The following is a 23181-nucleotide window of genomic DNA, read 5'->3' on the forward strand; positions in this document are numbered from 1 at the left end:
AAGATATTATTTCGTACGTATTTTTATAAATAAATAGATCGTCTATTTCTTAATTTAGAACATTCGAACTTATTATTCGAGCCAATATTTTATCTTTGTTTTTGTTATGGAAAAAGATATTGACGAATTATTTTACGATGCAGTAGATCTGTTGAAAAACATGATCAGCATTCCTTCATACAGCAGGCAGGAAAATGAAGTAGCCGATATGATAGAATCATATATCCGAAAAGCAGGCTTCACCACTCAACGAAAAGGCAATAATATCTGGATTAAATCGCCCGGTTTTTCGGATGCAAAACCCACCATATTATTAAATTCACATATCGATACGGTAAAACCGGTTTCGGGATGGACTAAAGACCCTTTTGAGCCGATTGAAGAAGATGGTTGCTTGTACGGATTAGGCAGTAACGATGCAGGAGCAAGTTTAGTCAGTCTGATGCATACTTTTTTTCTTGTGACTCAGAAGCCACAAGATTATAACCTTATATTTCTGGCTTCTTGTGAAGAAGAGGTTTCAGGAAAAGACGGAATCGAATCTGCTTTAAAGGATATACCCACGCCAAACTTTGCGATAGTAGGCGAACCCACAGAAATGCATCCTGCCATAGCCGAGAAAGGCTTAATGGTGTTAGATTGTGTTGCGACAGGAGAATCGGGGCATGCTGCCCGTAACGAAGGGGTAAACGCCATCTATAAAGCGATGAAAGACATAGAATGGTTCCGCACTTTCGAATTTCCAAATGTGAGCGATCTTCTGGGTCCGGTAAAAATGACCGTTACAATGGTAAATGCAGGAACTCAGCACAATGTAGTACCCGATAAGTGTTCGTTTGTTGTAGATGTACGCAGCAACGAGTGTTATAGCAATGAGCAGTTATTTGAGATTATAAATAAACATACCGAATGTGAAGTTATACCTCGTTCATACCGGCTTAATTCATCAAAAATTGCGATTGAAAATCCTTTCGTACAACGTGCAATAGTTCTAGGCCGAGAACCTTATGGATCACCCACATTATCGGATCAGGCACTCATGCCGTTTCCTTCGGTAAAGATGGGTCCCGGAGATTCAGCTCGTTCACATACTGCGGATGAGTATATAAAACCCGATGAAATAAGGGAAGCAATAGAATACTACTACAAGTTATTGAATGGTTTGAGCATCTAATGTCTCAAACCTTTTTTTATTACTTTCGGAAATATTAAAGTCACAGACCTTATTTATTGCTTTGGCAAGTATAACAATTATAGATTGTTACAAGTATAAAATATACCAATAAATTTTATTCTTTACTTAATAGTTAAGACGTTTCGCCTTGATCTGCCAAATCAGACTGCGTTATCAACCTTTCAAGAATATCATCCTGGTGATGTACATTCACTAAAGGCACAGTTTCCACCACTGCAAAAGAAGGATCAAGATCGAGCATTTGCGTATCGGATGTACTGAATCGCTTAATCAGGTTATACCAAGCCAAAATAATACGTTGACGGGGTTCCAGTTCAATATTACGGAATATACGATCAACAACAATAAAAGAGAAATCTCCTTTTGCATTGTGCATCGAGGGAAAGCGTGAAGACAGATCGACTTCTTTCTTCTTCTCCATATTATAACATATCAAACGTACGTACTTATCGGTATGTATACCTACTTTAAAGCCAACCCGAAGGTCGATTCTAAAGATTTTTCCGGGAACAAAAGTCTTCACATCATAGCTAAACTCATAAGGAGCATCTGTTCTTTTGATACGCACAAACCAATATGTATCAGCCCTTTTGGGGAATTTTTTAAATAGTGAATAAGTTATTTTACTTTCCAAGGCATGCTTATTATTCGCCTTGGTTATATAAACCAGATTAGTTGCTGTTTTGGGTATTGAAGTATCTTCACTTATTTCCTGTATATGTGCTAAATAAGGTTCGTTTACCTGATCATAGGTTGTATAACGTCTCTTGATACGACGACCGTTGAACCATGAATACATCATGAAGAAGATGATTGCTGCTATAAGAATAGAAGCAAAACCTCCGTGTGCAAATTTCTGCATATTGGCTACAAAGAAGCTAAACTCTATAATGAAAAAGAATAGCGAAACGGGAATACTAAACCAAGCCGGTTTTTTCGTTTCTTTGAAATAAAGGTAGAGTAACATGGTGGTCATCAACATACTCAATGTAATCGCCAATCCGTATGCAGCCTCAAGATTTGAAGAAGACTGAAACATCATGATGATTATAGCGCAGAATATCATCATCGTAAAGTTGACCGATGGAATATACATCTGCCCTTTGATATGTGTCGGGTATTTTATCTTCACATTAGGCCAAAGATTCAGCGATATAGCCTCACTAATAACGGTGAACGACCCACTTATAAGTGCCTGACTGGCAATAATAGAAGCAGCAGTAGCCATGGCAACCCCAATAAAGCTAAACCACGAAGGCATCATACTAAAGAAAGGGTTAATTCCATGATGAACGAGAGATGGGTTATCTATAATCCAAGCTGCTTGCCCTAAATAATTAAGAATCAATGTAATTTTAACGAAAACCCACGAAATACGAATATTTTTGAGTCCGCAATGCCCAAGGTCCGAATATAAGGCTTCGGCTCCCGTCGTACAAAGGAAAACCGCACCTAAAATAAACATGGTATGAGGGGCTTCTATAAGAAAGCGAATAGCGTAGAGTGGATTGAATGCTTTTATAACACTGAGATCGAGCACAAACTGACTTAGTCCGACAACACCTATCATAACAAACCAAGCAAGCATGGCTGTTCCGAAATATTTCCCCAATGAGCTTGTACCCAGAGGTTGTATCAAGAATATCCCCATAACAATGAGGAGTGTAGCGGGAACAATTGGTACTTCGGGAACAATATTATTTAATCCCTCCATAGAGGTAATAACCGTCATTGCAGGAGTAATTACACCATCAGCCAATAAAGTAGCAGCACCTAAAGCCGCAACCACATAAGCCCAACGGTATTTCTGCCGGATGAGTGCATACAAAGCCAAGATTCCTCCTTCACCTTTGTTATCGGCTCTCAGTGTAAGAATTACGTATTTAAGGGTAGTTTGGATAGTTAAAGTCCAGATTACACAAGATACTGCACCAATAATATATTCAGGACGAGAAAGTTGATTATCCGGAAGTGCCTCCAATACCGATTTCATCACATAGAGCGGTGATGTTCCTATATCGCCAAATACTACTCCGATTGCCATAATTATACCTATCGGTCCGAAAGGTACTTTATGCCTTTTATTGCTACTCATACTTTATTCATTAAAAAATAGCCAAATGTATATCTTTTTTTGAACAGAACACCTTACTTCACCATAAAATAAAAAAGACTACTCATTCCTTAAACATTATTAGCTGAGAATCCCGATAAAAGTCTAGAATTTATTGAGACAACTAATTATGGCTGTAACCTCGGAAAGTGTCAATGCCGTATTTAATGGTAAGCTCAGTACTTCTTTATGGATTTTTTCCGTTATACTAAACGACAGATTGCTCCACTCCTTGTAAGCCTCTTGTTTGTGTGGCGGTAAAGGGTAATGCACCTGAGTTTGAATATTCTGATCCGACAGATATTTTTGGAGTTCGTCTCTTCGTTCGCAACGTACCACAAACATATGAAAAGAATGCTCTGTAATAGTGTCTGCAAAGGGTAATATAATATTCTCGTTTACAATCTCCGTAAAATACTTAGTTGCCAATGTTTGTCGGTATTTGATATCATCTTGTAAATATTTCAATTTTACAGATAATACAGCCGCTTGTACCTCATCGAGGCGAGAATTAAATCCTTTGTATTTATTGATATATTTAGCTTCTGTCCCGTAATTCGCTAAAGCTCTGATAACCTCCGCTAATTTAGTGTCATTTGTAGTTACTGCACCTGCATCACCCAATGCTCCCAGATTTTTAGTCGGATAAAAGCTAAAAGCTGTAGCATCACACAATCCACCTACAGGCTTCCCCTGATAAATAGCTCCATGGGCTTGAGCAGCATCATCAATTACTTTTAGATTGTATTTCTGGGCAATCTTATTTATTTCATTCATCGGGCAAGATAACCCATAAAGATGAACAGGCAGAATAGCCTTAGTTTTTGATGTTATTTTTTCTTCGATCTTTTCAGGATCAATATTATAGGTTCGAATATCAGGTTCTACCAATACAGGAGTTAATCGGCTTTCGGTTATTGCCAAGATTGTAGCAATGTATGTATTGGCGGGCACTATCACCTCGTCGCCATCACTCATTATCCCCAATTCTTTATAAGCACATAGAATGAGTTTAATAGCTTCCAAGCCATTACCAACACCTATACAGTTATTGACCTGACAATAATCGGCAAACGAAGTTTCGAATTGCTTTACCTCTTCTCCCAATATATACCAGCCCGAACGAACAACTCGCAAAACAGCCTGTTCAATCTCCGATTGATATTTCTCATTTACTTTTTTGAGGTCAAGAAAAGGAATCATATACTTACACTTTATGGATGGCTAATTTACTCTTTTTATATCCATATAAAAAATAGATAGACAAGCCAATTGCCAGCCACATTAAAAACATAAGCCAATTGGACAATCCTAATTCGGTCATAAGATACAAATTTGTCAATATGCCCAGTGTTGGAAGTAACGAAAACTTTAATTTATAAGCTGCAACAGAAAGCCCCGCCCAAGCTATCCAAAAGACAATCAAGAGTGGTTTCTCTTGAAGAATCGCTTTGTAATCGAGTTTCAACAAAAAAATACCAAATGCAATAAGAAGCAAAATAAAAACAATATATTGTCCGTTTACATAAGGTACTTTGAATTTTGCTTTTTTACTATATCCCTTATAATCGAGATATAGAACTCCGGAACAGACTAGTATAAAGGCGAAAAATGTACCCACACTCGTTAGGTCTACCACAAATTGCATATCGAGAAAGAAAGAAGGTACAGCAACCAATATCCCTGCAATAATAGTCGCAAAAGCAGGAGTTTTAAATTTCTTATGAATTTTACCAAACTTAGGCCAGAGAAGACCATCGCGGCTCATTGTCATCCAGATACGGGGTTGCCCAATCTGGAATACTAATATGGCACTCGTAATGGCTATTACTGCACTTACGGATATAACACCTGCAATAAAATCCATATCGACCAGTTGAAAAACATACGCTAAAGGATCGTCAACACCCAATTCCTTGTAGCTAACCATACCAGTCAGCACCAGTGTTATTGCAATATATAATATAGTACATACTGCTAAACAATAAAGCATGGCACGGGGCATATCACGTTGTGGATTTTTACATTCTTCGGCTGTAGTAGAAACTGAGTCGAACCCGACAAATGAGAAAAAGACAGCAGCAACTCCGCCTAATACTCCGCCTACCCCATTGGGTGCAAATGGAGACCAATTAGCAGGCTTCACAAAGAAAAATCCGGCTAGAATTACAAACAAGATAATCCCGACTTTAAGGTAAACCAAAAGATTATTTACTGTTTTTGATTCCTTGATGCCAACAAAAACCAATGATGTAAGAAGTATAATAATACCTCCCGCAGGTAAATTAATCAGTATTTTGTATCCGAAAATTTCAGGAGCACTACGGTATATTTCAGCAGATTGTATAACATTGGTAGGAAGATCGGGTATATTTGCTATGACTTTCTGATAAGACTCGTAGGCACTTAAATAGCCTATAGAGAGGTAATGCGGAAAGTGTATACCAAATCCTTCGAGCATCGTAGTAAAGTATCCCGACCAGGAGATGGCAATAACCATATTTGATACCGAGTATTCGAGAATAAGAGCCCAACCTATTGCCCAAGCAAAGATTTCACCTAATGTTGCATAAGTATAGGTATAAGCACTACCGCTTGTAGATATCATCGATGCAAACTGTGCATAGCATAAAGCTGTAAAAACACAGGCAATGGCAACGAATACAAAAAGCAATGAAACCGCAGGGCCTCCTTGAAAAGCTGCCCGACCGATTGTACTGAAAATACCGGCTCCAATTATTGCCGCAATACCAAACAGGGTAAGATCTTTAACGCCTAATACTCTTTTAAGTCCATGATCCTGAATTTCTCCTACATGACCTCCTTTAGTTATATCTTTTCTCCTAAACAGGGAGTTTAAATCCATTATTGTAGTGTTATATTTATTTGATAGGTGTCGTATACAATACCTCTCGCTCCAAAACCTTCTTTCTGGGAAATCAAGCCTTCGTTGAGAAAATGACCGCTATCTTCGTTAGATGTTCCAAAATCGAAATACTTCTTCTTGACGAAAACCTTATTTATCAAGTGGTCGAATAACAGGTCTAATGCACCAGCCTCTTTTCCTTCTTCTGAAGCCGATATATATTGAGTATGAGCTACTGTAACTGTTTCGTAAATTAAGCAACCCGCCAAAATCCTATTCTCTTTTAAAGTGCAGAATAATCGGATATTATCGGGAAATTGATTCCTCAAATACGCTATTTCGTCTAATGAATGAGTGGCAACTGCCTGATGATTTTCTTTCAGATTCTCTTCGAGAACAGCCCAGAATTCGGGTAAAGAATCCGATTCGCAAACAATGAGATTTTGTTTTTCGGCTTTCTTAAGTTGTCTTTTTCGTAGTTCCGAATAGCCCAGCTTGGCGGAAAGATCAACTGTTGAAGATATCGTCCTCGACAATAGTGTTCCTTTATTTCTAAAGAGGGCATATAAATCATCCTCAGAAGGGTAGCGATGGTATATATGCGGAATCGGTTTATATATAATCTTGCTTATTTTGTTTTCTTGCAGATACTTTACAACTGTATCTATTATCTCAATTGTCTGAGGTGTTTTAGTATCCTCCGAAAGAACTAAGCCTCCATAGGTTAAGCCTTGATGGGAGTAGAATACTTGTTCCGATATATTTGCCGGAAGTAGAGCAATCAGCTTGTTCTTATCGAAGAACATCAAAGAATAATCGTGAAACCGACCGGAATGATACTCCATATAATCCCTGTAAAATAAAAAAGTACCGTTTCGGGAAGAAGACACAAAGTCATCCCAAACGGACTTATATTCGGTATTATATTTTTCAATTCTGATTGACATATCAATGAATCTTTTCTTCTACTTAAAAAATCAAGTCTCTAAGACCTTATCTTTTTGAAATCGCTGTATCTGCGAATATAGTCTTCTTCCGTATATATTTCAGAAGCCAAAACTAAACAAATAGCTCCCGATGAATAATTATATTCTTTAGACCATATTCTGGGCAAAACATGTATGCCTTGTATCGGTCTGTTTACAGTTATTGTTTTTCTATGTTTACCATCATCCAACTCTACATCAAAACTGCCACTGGCTGCTACCAGAAATTGATGGCACTGTTTATGTGCATGCATTCCTCTCGTTTTTCCATAAGGAATGTCATATACAAAGAACACGCGTTTAACATCAAAAGGTATATCTACCGAACAGTGTACAGGAGTTAAGTTACCTGCCCTGCTTCTTATGGTTGGCAATTCAACAGGCAAACAACCAAAAACTGTATTTTTCTGTGGTAAAATTTTTATTATTGGAGTTGGTAAAGCCACAGATTCAATAGTCTCCGATTGAATTTCACCGACTTTTATAAATTGCTTGAAAAGTCTATAGTTTCGAATATATTCGCTTTCATCGTAAGCCCCTGAGGATATAACAAGGCAGACTGAGTTTGTAGCAAAATTTTCTAAAGTACGCCACATCTTAGCGGGTACATACAATGCCTTATATGCTCTGTTCAATTGATAACGGCGGGTTTCTTTTCCATCATTCAGAACAACATCAAAACTACCGGAAAGTGCTATGATAATTTCTTCCTGATTTTTGAAGGCATGACTACCTCTTTTCTGTCCGGCAGGAACGTCATATATCCAATAAACACGAGCTATTTTGAACGGAATTTGTCCGCTTTCTTCAATAAAAGAAAGATTTCCTCTTGCATCCTCCACTTTGGGAAGATCCAAGATTCGCTCTTTTATTTTTATTTTTGAAGCCACGGCTCAGGATTCAATTTGGTTGTTCCCTGCCACAACTGGAAGTGCAGTTGAGAGTTTCCTGTATCCGAATCGGTATAAACTGTACCCAAGGCTTGTCCTGCCGAAATTTTTTGTCCCTGCTTTACAAATATCTGTTGAATATTTCCGTAAAACGAATAATACCCTCCATGCCGTATAATAATACAGTTATTAAATCCTGGGAATGCAACAACACGAGAGACTTCTCCTCCGAAAACGGCACGAGCCTGTGCTCCCGCTCTTGCCTGTATATCAATACCATTACTATTGGTTGTCACTCGCCATCGACTGTTTTGCTGTGTACCAAAACGCCCGACGATACTATAACTACCTGTTACAGGCATAGGCAGACGCCCTTTGTTTGCAGCAAAATTAGATGATAATTTAAAATTTTCGGCTGTCACAGTCGGAGTAGCCATAGCCACCTCTTCGGTCTCTCTCGATGGAGCTTCCGTTTCAACCTTTGGTGAAACCTCTTTTTCTTTTGGTGACTCTGTTTTCGGCGGTACTTTGGCTGCTCTTGCAGCTTCACGTTTTGCCTTTTCGGCTCTTTCGGCACGCTCTCTTTTTAAACGTTCTCTACGAGCCTGCTCTTCTGCAAGGCGTTGTGCTTCACGCTCCTGACGAGCCACTTCTTGTGCTATAAGTTTTTCTATTTGAGCATTAAGGTTATCGGCTTGCTTTTGTTTGGTTTGCAAAATACCTTGTAATTCCTTTTGCTTTTTACTTGCATCCGAAACCTCCTGTTTATGAACCTGTTCTTCTTTTTGCAAATTGGTTTGCTCCTTTTCCCGATTCCCTAACAAAGCCTTTTTCTCAGCCTTTGATTTTTCGAGAGCCGCTTTTTTTTCCTGCAAAAGTTTTTGTTTTTCCTTAATCTCTGTGATTTGATTATCACGCCATTGTGAGTAATCTTTCAAATACTTCATACGGCGAAGAGATTCAGCTAAAGAACTTCCTGAGAGTACAAATAATAATTTATTACCACTTTGTTTTCTCAGAACAATTCCCTCAACCGCTCGTGCATACGATTTCTGCTGCCCCTTTAGATTAGCCGTAAGTATAACTATCTCTTTTTCCGTAGCAGCTTCCTGCTCGGCAATTGCACTCATCTCGTCATTTAACAACGAAATCAACCGCTGACGTGAACTTATTTGCTCCGTCAAGAGATTGATTCTGCTTAATAATGTGGATGTATTTTTCTTTGTTTCGTTCAACAATAACGTTGTACTTTCTATCTCGCGTAAAGCCAATTTTCTCTTATTCTCCAGATCTTTTATTTTATTCGACTGGGGAAAAACAAATAGGGTTGAAAGAAATAATATAAATAAAACAAGTACTGATCTCATCTTAGTCATTGAAGGTCATCGACCTGTTTGTTTAAGGTCACAGACCTTTTTATTATTTTATTGAATAACTATTCACATAGAATTGCTTACACGAAATAAAGATAGCAAACTTACTTAAATTCACTGAACTATTTATTGCTTTGGCAAATTTAAAAACAATAGATAGTTATGATTTTAAATATATTCTTAAATATTTACTTTTACTTAATATAGTTTTTCAGAATATCTGATACCGAAACTCTGGTATATTTAGCAGGTAAACTATTATCTACAGTCAGTTCTTTATCAAAGTCCAATCCCGAATTAGACATTATCAGTTTGACTTTTTTCTTATTGAAATCGACATTAGCCTCCATTGTAGTCGGATACAAAGATGCACTTTCTTTTACAAAATCACGATATATCCACCTCAATGAATATTTTCCATCACGGGCTGTTATATGTGTTTCGGAAACCCGATCGTTCGGATCAATTACAAAACGATACAACAAGCCTGCTTTATCTTTTGTTTCCAGATGGTACTTTCCACCATTCATCGTGATATCATATAGATTGTAGTCAGCACCACCGACCTTACTCTTTCCCGGAATAAACAACGCATCTGTGAATAACGCTTGCAGATTGTTGTAGTTAAACTGTATTCCTCGTTCTTGCTCAAGATCTTTTATGTTCTCAACAGCATATTTCTTAGACAAACGGTCTATAACATATACCGAATCGGGAGTGATACTTAGTCTGAAAACTTCTGAATTAATAAACGGTGCCCGTATCGATAATTGTATTATCTCGTCTCTCACAATCTTCAATTGGCTATTCACTTTCATTCCGGATTCTTTTGATCCGGATATCATCTCCAAAGCAATCTTACCACTGATTGTTTTATAGTCTGTTTCGGCAGATAGCACATCCTTTACAACCTGATCGTGTGTTTTAGCAACCACCGACCCATCGTTGCTTACGATTGACTTAGACGATTTACAAGACGAAACCAAAGCAATCAGACTGAAAAAGAAAACGAGTTTATAGATATTTTTCATGCTATTTGCATTCATCATTTTATAGGATTAGGAGCAATAAACGTTTTTGTTTCTATCTTTTTATCCAGAGTTTTAGATTCACTGCCTTTCTCTTTGGCTTTCTGCCAATATATCACAGCATTTTCCTTGTCATCAGTCATATATAAGACATCACCATAGTGTTCCAACACTTCGGCACTAATCTCTTTTTCTTTTTCCTCGCTGTATTTCACAGCATTTTCAAGATATATTTTAGCTGTGGTATAAGCACCTTGCATAAATAATATCCAGCCATATGTATCCAAGTACGTTGGATTGGTGGGTTCTGCTTTTATTGTAATGCTACTCATATTTTCCGCACGATCCAGATCTTTATGAGTAAGCGACAGATAATAACTATAGTTATTTAACACCCCCAGATTTTGAGGATTGTATTTCAACGATTTATCAAATTCGATAAAAGCACTGTCCTGCTGTTTCAATTCATAATAGATACTACCCTTCTGACCATAAAACTCAGATAGTAAACGTGGATTATTTTCTGCGAAACCGATTCCTCTGTTTAAAGTTTGGAGAGCCTGTTTAAATTCCTTTTTCTGATATTCACCCACCGATAAGTAGAAGTAAAACAAAGGTTCTTCGGGCAAATATACTATAGCTGATTTACATACATCGATAAGAGCATCTATGCTATCTACATCTGTCGATTGAAGCAATTGTTCCCATCCCACAGGATTAGTAGGATCAGATTCTGCATAAACACGATATTGAAAGTTAGCCTCTTTTTTCTTATCCTGAACCATCAGCAGATTACCATAAAGCAAGTTAAACTTTGCCTCTTGGGGAAACTCTATCATTAAAGAATCAAGAAGGGCATTAGCCGGAGCCAAATCCTGTTTGTTCTGTTGTAAGATTCCGATGTATTGACTTAATATCCCTATTTTAGTATCAATATCTGTTTTGGCACTAAATAGAGCTGCACGAAGTTCGGCTTCAGCTTTCGGCTGATCATCAATAGTCTGGTAGTAATTAGCCATCGATGTAATCAGATAGGGATCTTCGGGGTCTATCGACTTAGCTTTGGTCAAAGCAACATAAGCTTCTTTGGTCTTCCCATCCTGCAAGTATAAATTACCCAGCAATATATAATATCTTATTTCCTGAGGGTATTTATCTATGTATTTTTGCACCTCTGCATATGCCTTTTTTTTGTCATTAAGAGCTGAGTAGAGTTTGAACTTCTGGATAGTAATTTTTTCGTTCATACCCATAGTACGCTCCAAATCATTTAACGCTTGAATAGAGTTGTTTAAATCACCATCAAGACGATATACCTCCGACAGGTACATATACAATTCTATTTTTGAAGTATTGAGATTAATCAATTTTTGATAAATCGCTGCCGCATCCTTATACTCCTGTCTCTCGGCATAAGATGCTGCAAGAGCCATATTATAATAAAAATTGTCAGGATCGTAATTTGCTGCCTTTTTATAATAGGTATACGCCTCGTCTTTATTCTGAATAGAGTTGAAGAAATTACCCAATTCGAATAATACACTGGCATTTGTCGAATCTATCTTCATACAATATTGGAGATAATCATAAGTTGCTCCATATTGCTCAATAGATTTACTATTCATGGCATTATAAAAATAATAGTCAAATTTGCGTTGATCGTCCAAGCTAAGAGATTCGGTTACAACCGCAGAAGCTGTCTGAGCAAATATATTATTGATGCCTAAAACAAATACTATAAGGAATAGAATCGGATATTTACATTTTGACATATATGTTTTGTGCTTAGTGTTTTGCTGTTTTTATTTTCCGGTGTGACCAAAACCACCTGCTCCGCGCGTCGTTTCGTCTATTGTATCTACTTCCTCCCACTCCACCGTAGCATGAGCAGCAATAACCATCTGGCAGATACGTTCTCCGTTCTGGATAGTAAAAGGTTCGCCGGATAGGTTGACAAGTATTACACGTATTTCGCCACGATAATCAGCATCAATAGTTCCCGGCGAATTCAAGACAGTAAGTCCATGCTTCAATGCCAATCCGCTTCGAGGACGTATCTGAGCCTCGTATCCTTTAGGTAATTCGATAAACAAACCTGTTGGGATTAATTTTCTCTCCAAAGGTTTCAGCACTATATCCACGTCTATATTTGCTCTCAAATCTAGCCCTGCCGAATACTCTGTAGCGTATTCAGGAAGCGAGTGAGCCGATTTATTTATAATTTTTACTTGCATAAGTAGCACTAATATTTATTGTTACATTTCACAACTATAACTGCCTCTCGCCATTATGCTTACCAAAGCAATAAATAGGCCTGAGACCCTATGTTGTGCATTCTGCTGTTCAATCTGTTGCGAAATTAATTAATTCTTTATCAAAGATACAGCAAATCATCAAAAACTTAACATTTAATTAGGTTTCAACATTTTGATAAACGAAATGTTCATTAATGCTATCGCAAAAAGAATTAATACAATACCTATCCACTGATATACATTGACAGTCTCATGTATAAACAGATAAGCCATAGTTACCGAAACGGGAAGTTCTATGGAAGCGATAATACCGCCTAAACCTACTCCCACCAAAGGCATTCCCTTTGTAAACAACAAAGGAGGAAGAACTGTTCCGAAGAATGCCAAAATAAGTCCCCAAGTCCACAATACACTGGGATCGAATTTTTGCATCAACGAGTACCCCCACACCATAGACACCATAATTAAGGAGCCTATCAGCATAAACATACTACGTACCATCGGACGATAACCCGTAGCTATATTATTGGTAGCCAAGAATGTCAGACTATAAGATATGGCAGCCAGAAATCCCCAGAAAATACCACGCCAATCGAGTTCAACATCAGCATTCAATACATTTGTTGCTAAAACAGTACCTATCAAAACAATCAAAATAGAAACTAGCTTAATCGGTGCAGGTTTTATTTTATTTACCAAAAGATCCACAACAACGCCTATCCAAACAGACTGCATCAGCATCACAATACATACCGAAACGGGAATATATCTTAGCGAGAGATAGTAAAAGGTACTTGTCAGCCCCAACGGAATACCGCCAAGCATTAATTTAAAAATATCTTTTCGAGAGGGACGATTTATTGCTTTTGAAGACGATACCCTATTCGATATCAAGTTTAACAATATTATTACTGAAGCTCCAACGAGCGCTTGTGCAAACGTAAGCTCGGCGGTTGTATAACCATCTGCCAATCCTTTTTTTATAAATGTAGCTACAATTCCATAACTTGAAGCTCCAATAGCAACAAGTAAAATACCTTTTATTGACTTATTATTCATATATATATTTTATCTCTTTCTCAACTCTTCTTTCGAGTTTTTCAAAAAAAGGCTGCAGACCTATTTTATTTCTTTGGTCAGTAAATACTGCAACCTGCACTTTATTACAAATCTCTTGCACAAAAATCAGCTACTACTTAATAACTGTTTCTTCGATATGTTTCATCAACCCGTCACAGGCATCTTCCAGTAGATCTAAAACCAATTCGAAACCATCCGATCCCATGTAGTATGGATCGGGAATATGATCGTATCCGTGTTTCTGTGAAAACTCCACCATACAGTGTACTTTCTTCTGTGATTCCAGATCGGGACTTAGTCTCATTATATTGCTGTAATTACTATCGTCCATAGCCAGAATGATATCAAAGTCGTCAAAATCATTAACCGTAAATTTTCGGGAAAGCGAATTAAACACGTACTCTCTACGTGCTCCATGGCGTCGCATACGCTGATCGGGCAAGTCACCATCGTGATAACCTGATGTTCCGGCAGAATCCACTTCTAGTTTATCACCTAATCCCTTCTTTGAAATAATATGTTTCATTATCCCCTCTCCGGCCGGAGAGCGACATATATTTCCCAAACAAACGAACAATATTTTGTATTTTTCTCTTTCCATCATTCTTCTTTTTAATTACAAAATGATACAAATATACAACTCTTATGCGAATAAATCACCCTGATTAAGGTGTTCGAAGTAGCGATCAACCAATCTCGAGATAGCAAAATTAAATAAATCAGCTTTCTCAATTTTTAGAAATTGCTCTTTCATTAATGTATCTTTTGTTATTTCTATTGTATAAAAATTGGCATAAATTATTCGATGAGACAAGACATGCTTCAAAGTTATACCCATCGGATGAATAGATATATCGCCTGCATTTTCGAACATTTGACGAAATGCATCTGTTTTCTGCAATTCATCCAATGTCAGTTTCTCATCAGTTTCAATGAGAGGCAATTCATATAAATTCTTCCAGATATCATTACCTGTTCGTTTATTCAGGAACATATTGGAACCAAATCGTATATCCAGATAATTAAAGTATCGTTCTTTGACTTTCGTCTTTCCCTGCTTCACCGGATAAGATGATACTTTCCCCTGACTGAATGCCAAACAAATATCTGATAACGGACAAACAGAGCAATCAGGAGAAACGGGGACACATTGCAAAGCCCCAAGTTCCATTATAGCCTGATTGTGTGCTCCGGGATTATTAACATCCAAAAGCTCATTGGCCAGATTAGTAAATAGCTTTTTCCCTTGAGTTGAATCAATTGGGGTATCTATAGCAAATAAACGGGACAAAACCCTAAAGACGTTACCATCGACCACAGCATGAGGCAATTCGAAAGCAAATGAGCCTACAGCTGCTGCCGTATATTCGCCAATTCCCTTCAATGACAAAATATCTTTATAAGCAGTAGGAAACAACCCTTCATATTGAGACATTATTACCTTTGCCGCTGCATGGAGATTACGGGCTCTACTATAATACCCTAATCCCTGCCATAATTTGAGAACTTCATCCTCATCTGCATTTGCTAAAGAAGCCACCGTTGGAAATGTTTTAGTAAAGCGCATATAATAATCGTATCCCTGAACTACACGTGTCTGTTGCAGTATTATTTCCGACAACCAAATAAAGTAAGGATCCTTAGTCTCACGCCACGGCAAATCCCTTTTATTCTGCTTATACCACCTTATTAATATATGACTAATAAAATAATCGTTATTTTTGGTATCTAAATGACTTGTTTCCAATTATAAATATTTAAAATTGATTTTTAGTTAAATCCGACACAAAGATACTTCAATATTCAAGCTCAATGAGAAAATAATTAGTTTTTAATGAAAAATGCCTTTCATTTATTTTTAAAGGAAATAAAAAAGCTATATATTTGCAGTCCAAAAAATTAGTAATTAACAATAAAAGGAAATACAAAAATGACAAAAGCAGATATCGTTAACGAAATTGCTAAAAATACTGGCATCGATAAGGCAACCGTTCTAACAGCCGTGGAATCTTTTATGGAAGTAGTAAAAGACTCTCTAAGTAAAAGCGAGAATGTATATTTGAGAGGTTTTGGCAGCTTTGTTGTGAAGAAGCGTGCTCAAAAAACTGCTCGTAATATCTCAAAGAATACAACAATCATTATCCCAGAGCACAATATTCCATCTTTCAAACCTGCTAAAGTTTTTGTAAATCAAGTCAAAAAATAAGTAGAGTATTAATTTCTAAAATATAAAAGATATGCCAAGCGGTAAAAAAAGAAAAAGACATAAAATGTCTACGCACAAACGCAAAAAAAGACTTAGAAAAAACAGACATAAAAAGAAAAAATAATCTTTTTTACGTCTTATTTTAGAAAAAGTAACAAGAACAAACTTAAATCTATCATAAAATTTTAAGTTTGTTCTTTGTGCATTTCAGAATATCATAGTCTTAGAATATACAGCCTGAAAACTGTATCGGTACAAATTTTAATAGTCACAAGTAATAGAAAATGAATAGCGAACTTGTAGTTGATGTTCAATCGCAAGAGATTTCTATTGCCGTGTTGGAAGACAAGAAACTTGTCGAACTTCAGAAAGAGGCAAGAGATATATCGTTTGCAGTTGGCAACATTTATGCCGGGAAAGTAAAAAAACTTATGCCCGGATTGAATGCTGCTTTTATAGACATTGGGTACAAAAAAGATGCATTTCTTCACTACTTAGACTTAGGTCCACAATTCAAATCTGTAGATAAATTCTACAAACAAGCCTTAGCTGACACAAAAAAATTCCCGCTAATCCCCAAGATGCCGCTCGAAGCGGATATCGATAAGGATGGTAGCATTAGCGACGTACTTAAAGTAGGACAGGAAATATTGGTGCAAATAGCCAAAGAACCTATCTCAACCAAAGGACCGAGACTAACATCGGAATTGTCATTCGCGGGCAGGTTTCTGGTACTGATACCTTTCAATGATAAGGTATCCATCTCACAAAAAATAAAATCCAAAGAAGAAAGAGCCAGACTTCGTCAACTTATTCAAAGTATAAAGCCTAAAAACTTCGGTGTAATAGTTCGTACAGTAGCCGAAGGAAAAAAAGTTATCGAACTCGATAACGAACTTAAAACGTTAGTGAAGCGTTGGGAGGACAATCTTCCTAAAATTCAAAAGGAAAAACTTCCGACATTAATATATGAAGAAACCGGACGTATTGTGGGACTCCTTCGGGATGTATTCAACCCATCGTTTCAGGCTATTCATGTAAATGACAAGGAAGTACATAACCAAATCAGGGATTATATCAGTATTATAGATCCTGAGAAAAGAGATATCGTTAAGCTTTATACAGACGAACTACCTATCTTCGACAATTTTGCTGTCACAAAACAGATAAAAGCACTTCTGGGGAAAACTGTAACGTTCCGCAATGGTGCTTATTTGATCATAGAACATACCGAAGCTTTGCACGTAATAGATGTAAATAGCGGTAACAGATCAAAAAATAAAGAAGCAGGACAGGAAAATAATGCATGGGAAGTAAACTCGGCAGCTGCAGAAGAAATTGCCCGACAACTACGCCTCCGCGATCTGGGAGGAATTATTGTCATCGACTTCATAGATATGTCGGAAGGCGAACACCGCAGCAAACTGATTGCCAGAATGCAGGAGTTAATGGCTAATGATAGAGCAAAACATAATATATTGCCATTGAGCAAGTTTGGGCTGATGCAAATCACGCGCCAGCGCGTACGCCCCGAAATGGTAGTAGATACTACCGAAACATGCCCTACATGCTTTGGAAAAGGTGAGATAAAACCATCTATTTTATTTACAGATTCTTTACGATCTAAGATAAGTTATTTAGTTCAAAAACTAAATGTGAAGAAATTCACCCTGCATGTACACCCTTATGTTGCAGCATTTATTGACAAAGGATTCCCATCCTTGAAATTAAGGTGGAAGTGGAAATACAGCTTTGGAATGAAAATTATTCCTGACCAAAGTCTAGCATTTCTCGAATATCGGTTCTTTGATCAGAACAAAGAAGAAATAGATCTCAAACAAGAGATTGAGCTCAAATAATATAAATGGGTGGATTCAACTAGAATTCACCCGTTTTTTACAATATATTCACTAACTGAATGTCTTTCTTTATGAATTTAACTGAAAAAGAAATAAACAAATTCAATTCCTTTTATGATGACGCTTGCAAAAAAATGGAGGGGCTTATAATATTAGAAGGATATACACCAAAAAGTCCAAATTTCTTCGAGAAAAGAAAAATTAAAAAATCCATTGATCTTTTCAAGAAAGCACTGGAGATTGTTCCTGAACATTTCCCTTCTTTGTTTTTTATTGGCAAACTTTATCAGCGACTTGGCAAATACGAAGACTCTCTATCTTATTTCGAAAAGGCTCTAATTTACGAACACAGCAACCATACCTTACCACAGGAGGCTTCACTAGTAGCGATGCACTTAAATAATACCGAGAAGGCACTCGAATATTCACTCGAAGCAGTCCGCCGCAAACCCGATAACATTGGTGTATTAGGAAATCACAGTATGAATCTTCTGATTTTCGGAAAAGACGAGGAGGCGCTTTTATTCATAGAGAAAGCTCTGTCTATAGAGCCTTCTGACCAAATCAACATCCGAATAAAGAAGAAAATAGAGGATGTTATTTCAGGGAATGCAACAAGACCAACCTTTAAAGACTCGGTCGGATAAAATGATCTTTCCCTAAATCTCATAACACAGCTCAATATTTAAATTTTAAAGGATTCTTGAGCCATATAATTATGCAGAACTTAGTATATTTGCAAGTCTTTTTCCAAACGAAAAGATCAACTAAGATTCCAATTCTTTTTATGGTACTTTTTGAAAAGAAAAAGCATCCATTGTATTTATAATAACTACTACTATTCTATGAATAAAAAGTATAACCGAACATTAGTCACTTCTGCCCTTCCCTATGCAAACGGGCCCGTACATATTGGTCACTTGGCAGGAGTATATATTCCAGCTGATATATATGTCAGATACTTACGTCTCAAAGGTGAAGAAGTTATACATGTTGGAGGTTCAGACGAACATGGTGTTCCTATCACCATACGTGCCAAGAAAGAAGGTGTAACACCTCAGGATATAGTAGATAAATATCATGGTATTATCAAAAAATCATTCGCTGAATTTGGTATTACCTTCGATATATATTCTCGTACCAGCTCCGAGATACATAAAGAAACAGCCTCCGATTTTTTCTTGAAACTATATAATAAAGGAGAATTCGAAGAAAAAACGAGCGAACAATACTATGATCCCGAAGCTAAAATGTTTTTAGCCGACAGATATATTATGGGAGAATGTCCGCATTGTGGAAATCCGAATGCCTACGGAGACCAATGCGAATCATGCGGAACATCCTTAAGCCCGAACGACTTAAAGAATCCGAAATCGACCATCACAGGAAAAACTCCGATACTTAAAGAAACGAAACATTGGTATCTGCCTCTTGACAAACATGAAGCATGGCTAAAGCAATGGATTCTCGAAGACCATAAAGAATGGAAATCGAATGTTTATGGTCAGTGTAAATCGTGGTTAGACATGGGATTACAACCTCGTGCCGTAAGCCGTGACTTAGATTGGGGCGTGCCCATTCCACTCGAAGGAGCAGAAGGCAAAGTACTATATGTATGGTTTGATGCACCCATCGGATATATTTCGAATACAAAAGAACTATTACCTGATAGTTGGGAAAAATGGTGGAAATCAGAAGATACTAAACTCGTACATTTCATAGGAAAAGACAATATCGTTTTCCATTGTATTGTATTTCCGGCCATGTTAAAAGCCGACGGGTCATACATTCTTCCTGAAAATGTTCCTGCTAATGAATTCCTAAATCTCGAAGGAGATAAGATATCTACTTCACGCAATTGGGCAGTATGGTTGCATGAATATTTAGAGGAATTTCCCGGTCAACAAGACATTCTGCGTTATGTTTTAACAGCAAATGCTCCCGAGACTAAAGATAACGACTTCACCTGGAAAGATTTTCAAGCCCGTAATAACAATGAATTAGTTGCTATATTGGGTAACTTTATAAATAGAGCACTAGTTCTTACTCAAAAATATTTTGACGGAAAAGTTCCTGCAATTCATGAACTGACCGACTATGACAAAGAGACTCTTGCCGAATTTGCAGACGTTAAGCAAAACGTTGAAAAATATCTTGACAATTACAGATTCCGTGATGCCTTGAAAGAGGCTATGAATCTGGCACGTATAGGGAATAAATATCTGGCAGATACCGAACCTTGGAAAACGGCAAAAACAGATATGCCACGTACTGAAACTATTCTTAATATAGCTTTGCAAATTACGGCTAATCTGGCTATTGCCTTTGAACCGTTTCTTCCTTTCAGTGCTCAGAAGATAAAAGAATTCCTTAATATTGAGCATTTAGAATGGAATCAATTGGGGCGTACTGATATTCTTTCGGTAGGACATGTATTAAACCAACCCGATTTACTTTTTGCGAAGATCGAAGACGAAACTGTTGAACAACAGATACAAAAACTTCAGGACACTAAGAAAGCGAATGAAGCTTCCGAATACAAAGCAGCTCCAATAAAACCATCTATTCAGTTTCCTGATTTTGAAAAAGTAGATATTCGTGTAGGGACAGTTTTAGAATGTATAAAGGTACCTAAAGCTGATAAGTTATTACAATTCCTTATTGACGACGGTATCTCTAAGCGTACAATTATATCAGGAATTGCACAATGGTATAAACCTGAAGACTTAGTAGGCAAGCAAGTCTGTTTTATTGCGAATCTTGAACCACGAAAACTTCGCGGTATAGAATCTTGCGGTATGCTACTTTCTGCCGAGAATAGCGACGGTAGTTTATCGCTAATTCAACCATCAGCTGCAATTACTCCGGGTAGTAAAATCGGATAATTTACTCTAATTATGTAGGAAGATAAAAATAAGCCGGAGTGCCAAAATTTGACACTCCGGCTTATTTTTATTATAAAAGTCAATGGAGCAATTCATATTTTAAAGTCACACTGAATGAAGCTATAATTGTACGACTATATTTTACCTAAATAAAGCTTTTATAAAAAAACGACAACAAAGCTACAATAAAAACCAAAACACCTATTAACTCTTAAGGTTGCGACCTCGTAAGCAATATTTAACACTCGTTAAAAACCAAACACACATACAAACAATCAGCTTATTTATAGCAAATTATATACTTTTTTAAATTTCACAATTGTTAAATATCTATGGTGTGTATAAAATACGCATTAAGATACAATAAAAGAGACTACCTTTGTATCCGATGTCGCGTAGACAACAACAAATAAAAGACAACTAAAGGATTAAGTACGCTATTTATGAAAATGACTATTAAGGTATTACTTGTTTTTATCTTTTCCTCCATTTATTTTGCATCTGCATATGCACAAGTAGGTATAAATACAGAAGCTCCCGACGAAAAAGCTATTTTAGAAATAGTTAGCTCCGAAAAGGGAATGTTAGTACCCCGAATGACGGAAGCTCAAAGAGACCTCATCAAGCCTACTACTGCTAATCAGCAAAGCTTACTAATTTTTAATACAGACGAGGACTGTTTTAACTATTGGCACAAAATTGAAAAAGAATGGAAAAGCCTTTGTGGTAAAATTGGAAAAGCTGAATTCGAGATTACAGATTGTAATGCTGTGACCGTATCAGGGCAATATCTGTCTGCCACGGCATTAACTCCAGCCAATTACATTACTGTACCCGTAAAAGTTACCAAAGTAGGTACTTATACAATCACAGCTATGCCTGATCCTGCAAATGGATATTACTTTACTACCTCCGGAGAATTTTTAGCAACCGGGAACTACAATATTATTGTACCGGGAGCAGGAACCCCAACAACTCCAACTGCAACAGGAGCAAAAGGTAATGAAGTAAAAATATCATTAAATGACGTCTTATCAGGATGTTCGGTTTTTATTCCCATTGAGGACTCCAGTATAAAGCCTCTATACACTATGAATTGTAGTGCAACAAAAGTAAACGGAGTGTATAAAATTAACACACCGTTGACCGGTTCGAATACTATTACAATGACTTTAACTGTGGACGCGGCAGCCAACGGTGCCAGTTATATCATCACTACCAATAAAGTAGATGGCATAAGTTTCTCCGGATCGGGTATCTTAATTGGAGGAACAAATCAAGTAGTAACATTGTATGGAACGGGAACACCAACATCTATGGATCCCAAAAGATTTACGATTACATCCAATAGTAAGTCTGATGTAACAACATGTTCGGCAACTGTTACAATAGCATATACTAAAAAGAAAGTTTTAAGTATTGGTACTTATGCCAATAGCTATGGATATAACTTTAGTGGAACAGCATATTCTAATCAGATGATGACTGCTCAAGCCAATTTTGGAATACAGGAAAATAGCTTGATCAAAGCAGAAGGTTTTGATTTTATAAGCCCGGGAGACTTTTCTCCAAGTTTGGCTCAATTACAAACGGCTTTGAATCAAAATCCTGACTTTATCATTATGGGAGTTTGGTGGGACCCAACTGTAGCCATGGCTGACCTACTTGTTGATTATCTTGCTAAAGGAGGAATTATTATTGCCTTCATGGAAGAAGCCGGAGGTACAAGAATACTTCAACGCTTGTTCGCCAATACCTCTATATCAGGAACTCTTGTTAATGCTGCCGGAGCAGTATACAGATATCCGATTCTTAATGACGAAATCTTAAACGGGCCATTTGGAGATATCAGAGGATTACAATGGGGAGAAGATGCATCTCAGACCAGAGCTATGTATAATATTCCGACCAGCTCGATAACTGTATACTCTAATGATCAGGATATTTCGGCAGGCAATGCCGGAACAGGTGGTATCACAGCATTTAAGCATAATTCGTTGAATTTCATTTTTGTTGCTGATGGTGGCTTTAATTCTGCTGCAAATAATGCCCCTACATCAAATACGATCTGCCCATTTAATATTGATGCAAATAAGTTCCCTATTGCTAAAACCAATTATGGGAGAAGTACAAGATATACAGTTTATAATTCAATATTCACAGCTAACGCATTAGCATGGGCTATAAAAACAGCTCAGTTTAAAGGACAATAAGAAATTATATTAAAAACAGAAAAAAGGAGCTAACTCATAATTGAGTTAGCTCTTTTTTTCTGTAAAAACATAACCGATCTATTACTCTGAGGTGTTCCATTATACTTTATTAATATTTTATTTCATTTATTTAAAATACGAGAACTATCTATAGAAAACAGATTCAGCGTAACTAGCATAAAATCAACTGTTAATTCGGTCATAAAAATAAAAGAATTCATTTTAAATATTA

At 37.0% G+C, this 23181-nt stretch carries 18 protein-coding genes; 6 read left to right on the forward strand and 12 right to left on the reverse strand.

All coding sequences use genetic code 11. The features are described 5' to 3' along the window. Positions 1 to 106: 106 nt before the first annotated feature. Complete coding sequence (locus tag G7051_RS05705) at positions 107 to 1174, forward strand: M20 family metallo-hydrolase (RefSeq protein WP_166198993.1); 1068 nt, start codon at positions 107 to 109, stop codon at positions 1172 to 1174. Positions 1175 to 1307: 133 nt separating this feature from the next. Here G7051_RS05705 and G7051_RS05710 read toward each other — a convergent pair whose 3' ends face one another. The 12 genes from G7051_RS05710 to mutY all read right to left on the reverse strand — a co-directional run bounded on the left by G7051_RS05710 (position 1308) and on the right by mutY (position 15533). Beyond that, a complete protein-coding gene (locus G7051_RS05710; protein WP_166198994.1) occupies positions 1308 to 3290 on the reverse strand; it encodes a KUP/HAK/KT family potassium transporter in 1983 nt (660 codons plus the stop codon). 123 nt (positions 3291 to 3413) lie between these two features. After that, entirely contained in the window at positions 3414 to 4511 is a 1098-nt protein-coding gene (locus G7051_RS05715; RefSeq protein WP_166198995.1) for a DegT/DnrJ/EryC1/StrS aminotransferase family protein, read from the reverse strand. Between the two features lie 4 nt (positions 4512 to 4515). Beyond that, entirely contained in the window at positions 4516 to 6174 is a 1659-nt protein-coding gene (locus G7051_RS05720) for an amino acid permease (protein ID WP_166198996.1), read from the reverse strand. Continuing rightward, entirely contained in the window at positions 6174 to 7121 is a 948-nt protein-coding gene (locus G7051_RS05725) for a GNAT family N-acetyltransferase (RefSeq protein WP_221412926.1), read from the reverse strand. The genes G7051_RS05720 and G7051_RS05725 overlap by 1 nt, the downstream gene beginning before the upstream one ends. Before the next feature lie 38 nt (positions 7122 to 7159). Further along, positions 7160 to 8050, reverse strand: coding sequence for a WxcM-like domain-containing protein (locus G7051_RS18270; protein WP_255493332.1), 891 nt, complete (start codon positions 8048 to 8050; stop codon positions 7160 to 7162). After that, a complete protein-coding gene (locus G7051_RS05740) occupies positions 8035 to 9417 on the reverse strand; it encodes a murein hydrolase activator EnvC (RefSeq protein WP_166198997.1) in 1383 nt (460 codons plus the stop codon). Before G7051_RS05740 ends, G7051_RS18270 begins: the two co-directional genes overlap by 16 nt. Before the next feature lie 200 nt (positions 9418 to 9617). Continuing rightward, positions 9618 to 10454, reverse strand: coding sequence for a DUF4292 domain-containing protein (locus G7051_RS05745; protein WP_166198998.1), 837 nt, complete (start codon positions 10452 to 10454; stop codon positions 9618 to 9620). Positions 10455 to 10468: 14 nt separating this feature from the next. Then, positions 10469 to 12223 (reverse strand): tetratricopeptide repeat protein, encoded by a 1755-nt coding sequence (locus G7051_RS05750; RefSeq protein ID WP_166198999.1) that lies wholly within the window; start codon positions 12221 to 12223, stop codon positions 10469 to 10471. 30 nt (positions 12224 to 12253) lie between these two features. Next, the gene (gene dut / locus G7051_RS05755) at positions 12254 to 12685 is read right to left on the reverse strand and encodes a dUTP diphosphatase (protein WP_166199000.1); all 432 of its coding nucleotides are present in this window, start codon (positions 12683 to 12685) and stop codon (positions 12254 to 12256) included. Between the two features lie 174 nt (positions 12686 to 12859). Further along, positions 12860 to 13765: a DMT family transporter gene (locus G7051_RS05760; protein WP_166199001.1), complete on the reverse strand. Its 906-nt coding sequence runs from the start codon at positions 13763 to 13765 to the stop codon at positions 12860 to 12862. Between the two features lie 133 nt (positions 13766 to 13898). Next, positions 13899 to 14390, reverse strand: a complete 492-nt coding sequence (locus G7051_RS05765) for a low molecular weight protein-tyrosine-phosphatase (RefSeq protein WP_166199002.1) — start codon at positions 14388 to 14390, stop codon at positions 13899 to 13901. 39 nt (positions 14391 to 14429) lie between these two features. Next, positions 14430 to 15533, reverse strand: a complete 1104-nt coding sequence (gene mutY / locus G7051_RS05770; RefSeq protein WP_166199003.1) for an A/G-specific adenine glycosylase — start codon at positions 15531 to 15533, stop codon at positions 14430 to 14432. A gap of 183 nt (positions 15534 to 15716) precedes the next feature. Here mutY and G7051_RS05775 point away from each other — a divergent pair, with 183 nt between their 5' ends. From G7051_RS05775 to G7051_RS05795, 5 genes are all read left to right on the forward strand, one after another. Beyond that, positions 15717 to 15992, forward strand: coding sequence for an HU family DNA-binding protein (locus G7051_RS05775; protein WP_026627129.1), 276 nt, complete (start codon positions 15717 to 15719; stop codon positions 15990 to 15992). A 284-nt stretch (positions 15993 to 16276) separates the two neighbouring features. Next, positions 16277 to 17851 (forward strand): Rne/Rng family ribonuclease, encoded by a 1575-nt coding sequence (locus G7051_RS05780; protein ID WP_166112339.1) that lies wholly within the window; start codon positions 16277 to 16279, stop codon positions 17849 to 17851. Between the two features lie 71 nt (positions 17852 to 17922). Next, the gene (locus G7051_RS05785) at positions 17923 to 18498 is read left to right on the forward strand and encodes a tetratricopeptide repeat protein (protein ID WP_166199004.1); all 576 of its coding nucleotides are present in this window, start codon (positions 17923 to 17925) and stop codon (positions 18496 to 18498) included. Between the two features lie 198 nt (positions 18499 to 18696). Beyond that, a complete protein-coding gene (gene metG, locus G7051_RS05790; RefSeq protein ID WP_166199005.1) occupies positions 18697 to 20736 on the forward strand; it encodes a methionine--tRNA ligase in 2040 nt (679 codons plus the stop codon). 443 nt (positions 20737 to 21179) lie between these two features. Beyond that, positions 21180 to 22949: a hypothetical protein gene (locus tag G7051_RS05795; RefSeq protein ID WP_166199006.1), complete on the forward strand. Its 1770-nt coding sequence runs from the start codon at positions 21180 to 21182 to the stop codon at positions 22947 to 22949. Positions 22950 to 23181: the final 232 nt, after the last annotated feature.

Source organism: Dysgonomonas sp. HDW5B (assembly GCF_011299335.1).
Classification (GTDB): domain Bacteria; phylum Bacteroidota; class Bacteroidia; order Bacteroidales; family Dysgonomonadaceae; genus Dysgonomonas_A.

Excerpts from the sequence above, each read along its gene's own strand:
- G7051_RS05705 (WP_166198993.1), top strand. The coding sequence starts at position 107 with ATGGAAAAAGATATTGACGAATTATTTTACGATGCAGTAGATCTGTTG.
- G7051_RS05710 (WP_166198994.1), bottom strand. The coding sequence starts at position 3,290 with ATGAGTAGCAATAAAAGGCATAAAGTACCTTTCGGACCGATAGGTATA.
- G7051_RS05715 (WP_166198995.1), bottom strand. The coding sequence starts at position 4,511 with ATGATTCCTTTTCTTGACCTCAAAAAAGTAAATGAGAAATATCAATCG.
- G7051_RS05720 (WP_166198996.1), bottom strand. The coding sequence starts at position 6,174 with ATGGATTTAAACTCCCTGTTTAGGAGAAAAGATATAACTAAAGGAGGT.
- G7051_RS05725 (WP_221412926.1), bottom strand. The coding sequence starts at position 7,121 with ATGTCAATCAGAATTGAAAAATATAATACCGAATATAAGTCCGTTTGG.
- G7051_RS05740 (WP_166198997.1), bottom strand. The coding sequence starts at position 9,417 with ATGAGATCAGTACTTGTTTTATTTATATTATTTCTTTCAACCCTATTT.
- G7051_RS05745 (WP_166198998.1), bottom strand. The coding sequence starts at position 10,454 with ATGAAAAATATCTATAAACTCGTTTTCTTTTTCAGTCTGATTGCTTTG.
- G7051_RS05750 (WP_166198999.1), bottom strand. The coding sequence starts at position 12,223 with ATGTCAAAATGTAAATATCCGATTCTATTCCTTATAGTATTTGTTTTA.
- dut (WP_166199000.1), bottom strand. The coding sequence starts at position 12,685 with ATGCAAGTAAAAATTATAAATAAATCGGCTCACTCGCTTCCTGAATAC.
- G7051_RS05760 (WP_166199001.1), bottom strand. The coding sequence starts at position 13,765 with ATGAATAATAAGTCAATAAAAGGTATTTTACTTGTTGCTATTGGAGCT.
- G7051_RS05765 (WP_166199002.1), bottom strand. The coding sequence starts at position 14,390 with ATGATGGAAAGAGAAAAATACAAAATATTGTTCGTTTGTTTGGGAAAT.
- G7051_RS05775 (WP_026627129.1), top strand. The coding sequence starts at position 15,717 with ATGACAAAAGCAGATATCGTTAACGAAATTGCTAAAAATACTGGCATC.
- G7051_RS05780 (WP_166112339.1), top strand. The coding sequence starts at position 16,277 with ATGAATAGCGAACTTGTAGTTGATGTTCAATCGCAAGAGATTTCTATT.
- G7051_RS05785 (WP_166199004.1), top strand. The coding sequence starts at position 17,923 with ATGAATTTAACTGAAAAAGAAATAAACAAATTCAATTCCTTTTATGAT.
- metG (WP_166199005.1), top strand. The coding sequence starts at position 18,697 with ATGAATAAAAAGTATAACCGAACATTAGTCACTTCTGCCCTTCCCTAT.
- G7051_RS05795 (WP_166199006.1), top strand. The coding sequence starts at position 21,180 with ATGAAAATGACTATTAAGGTATTACTTGTTTTTATCTTTTCCTCCATT.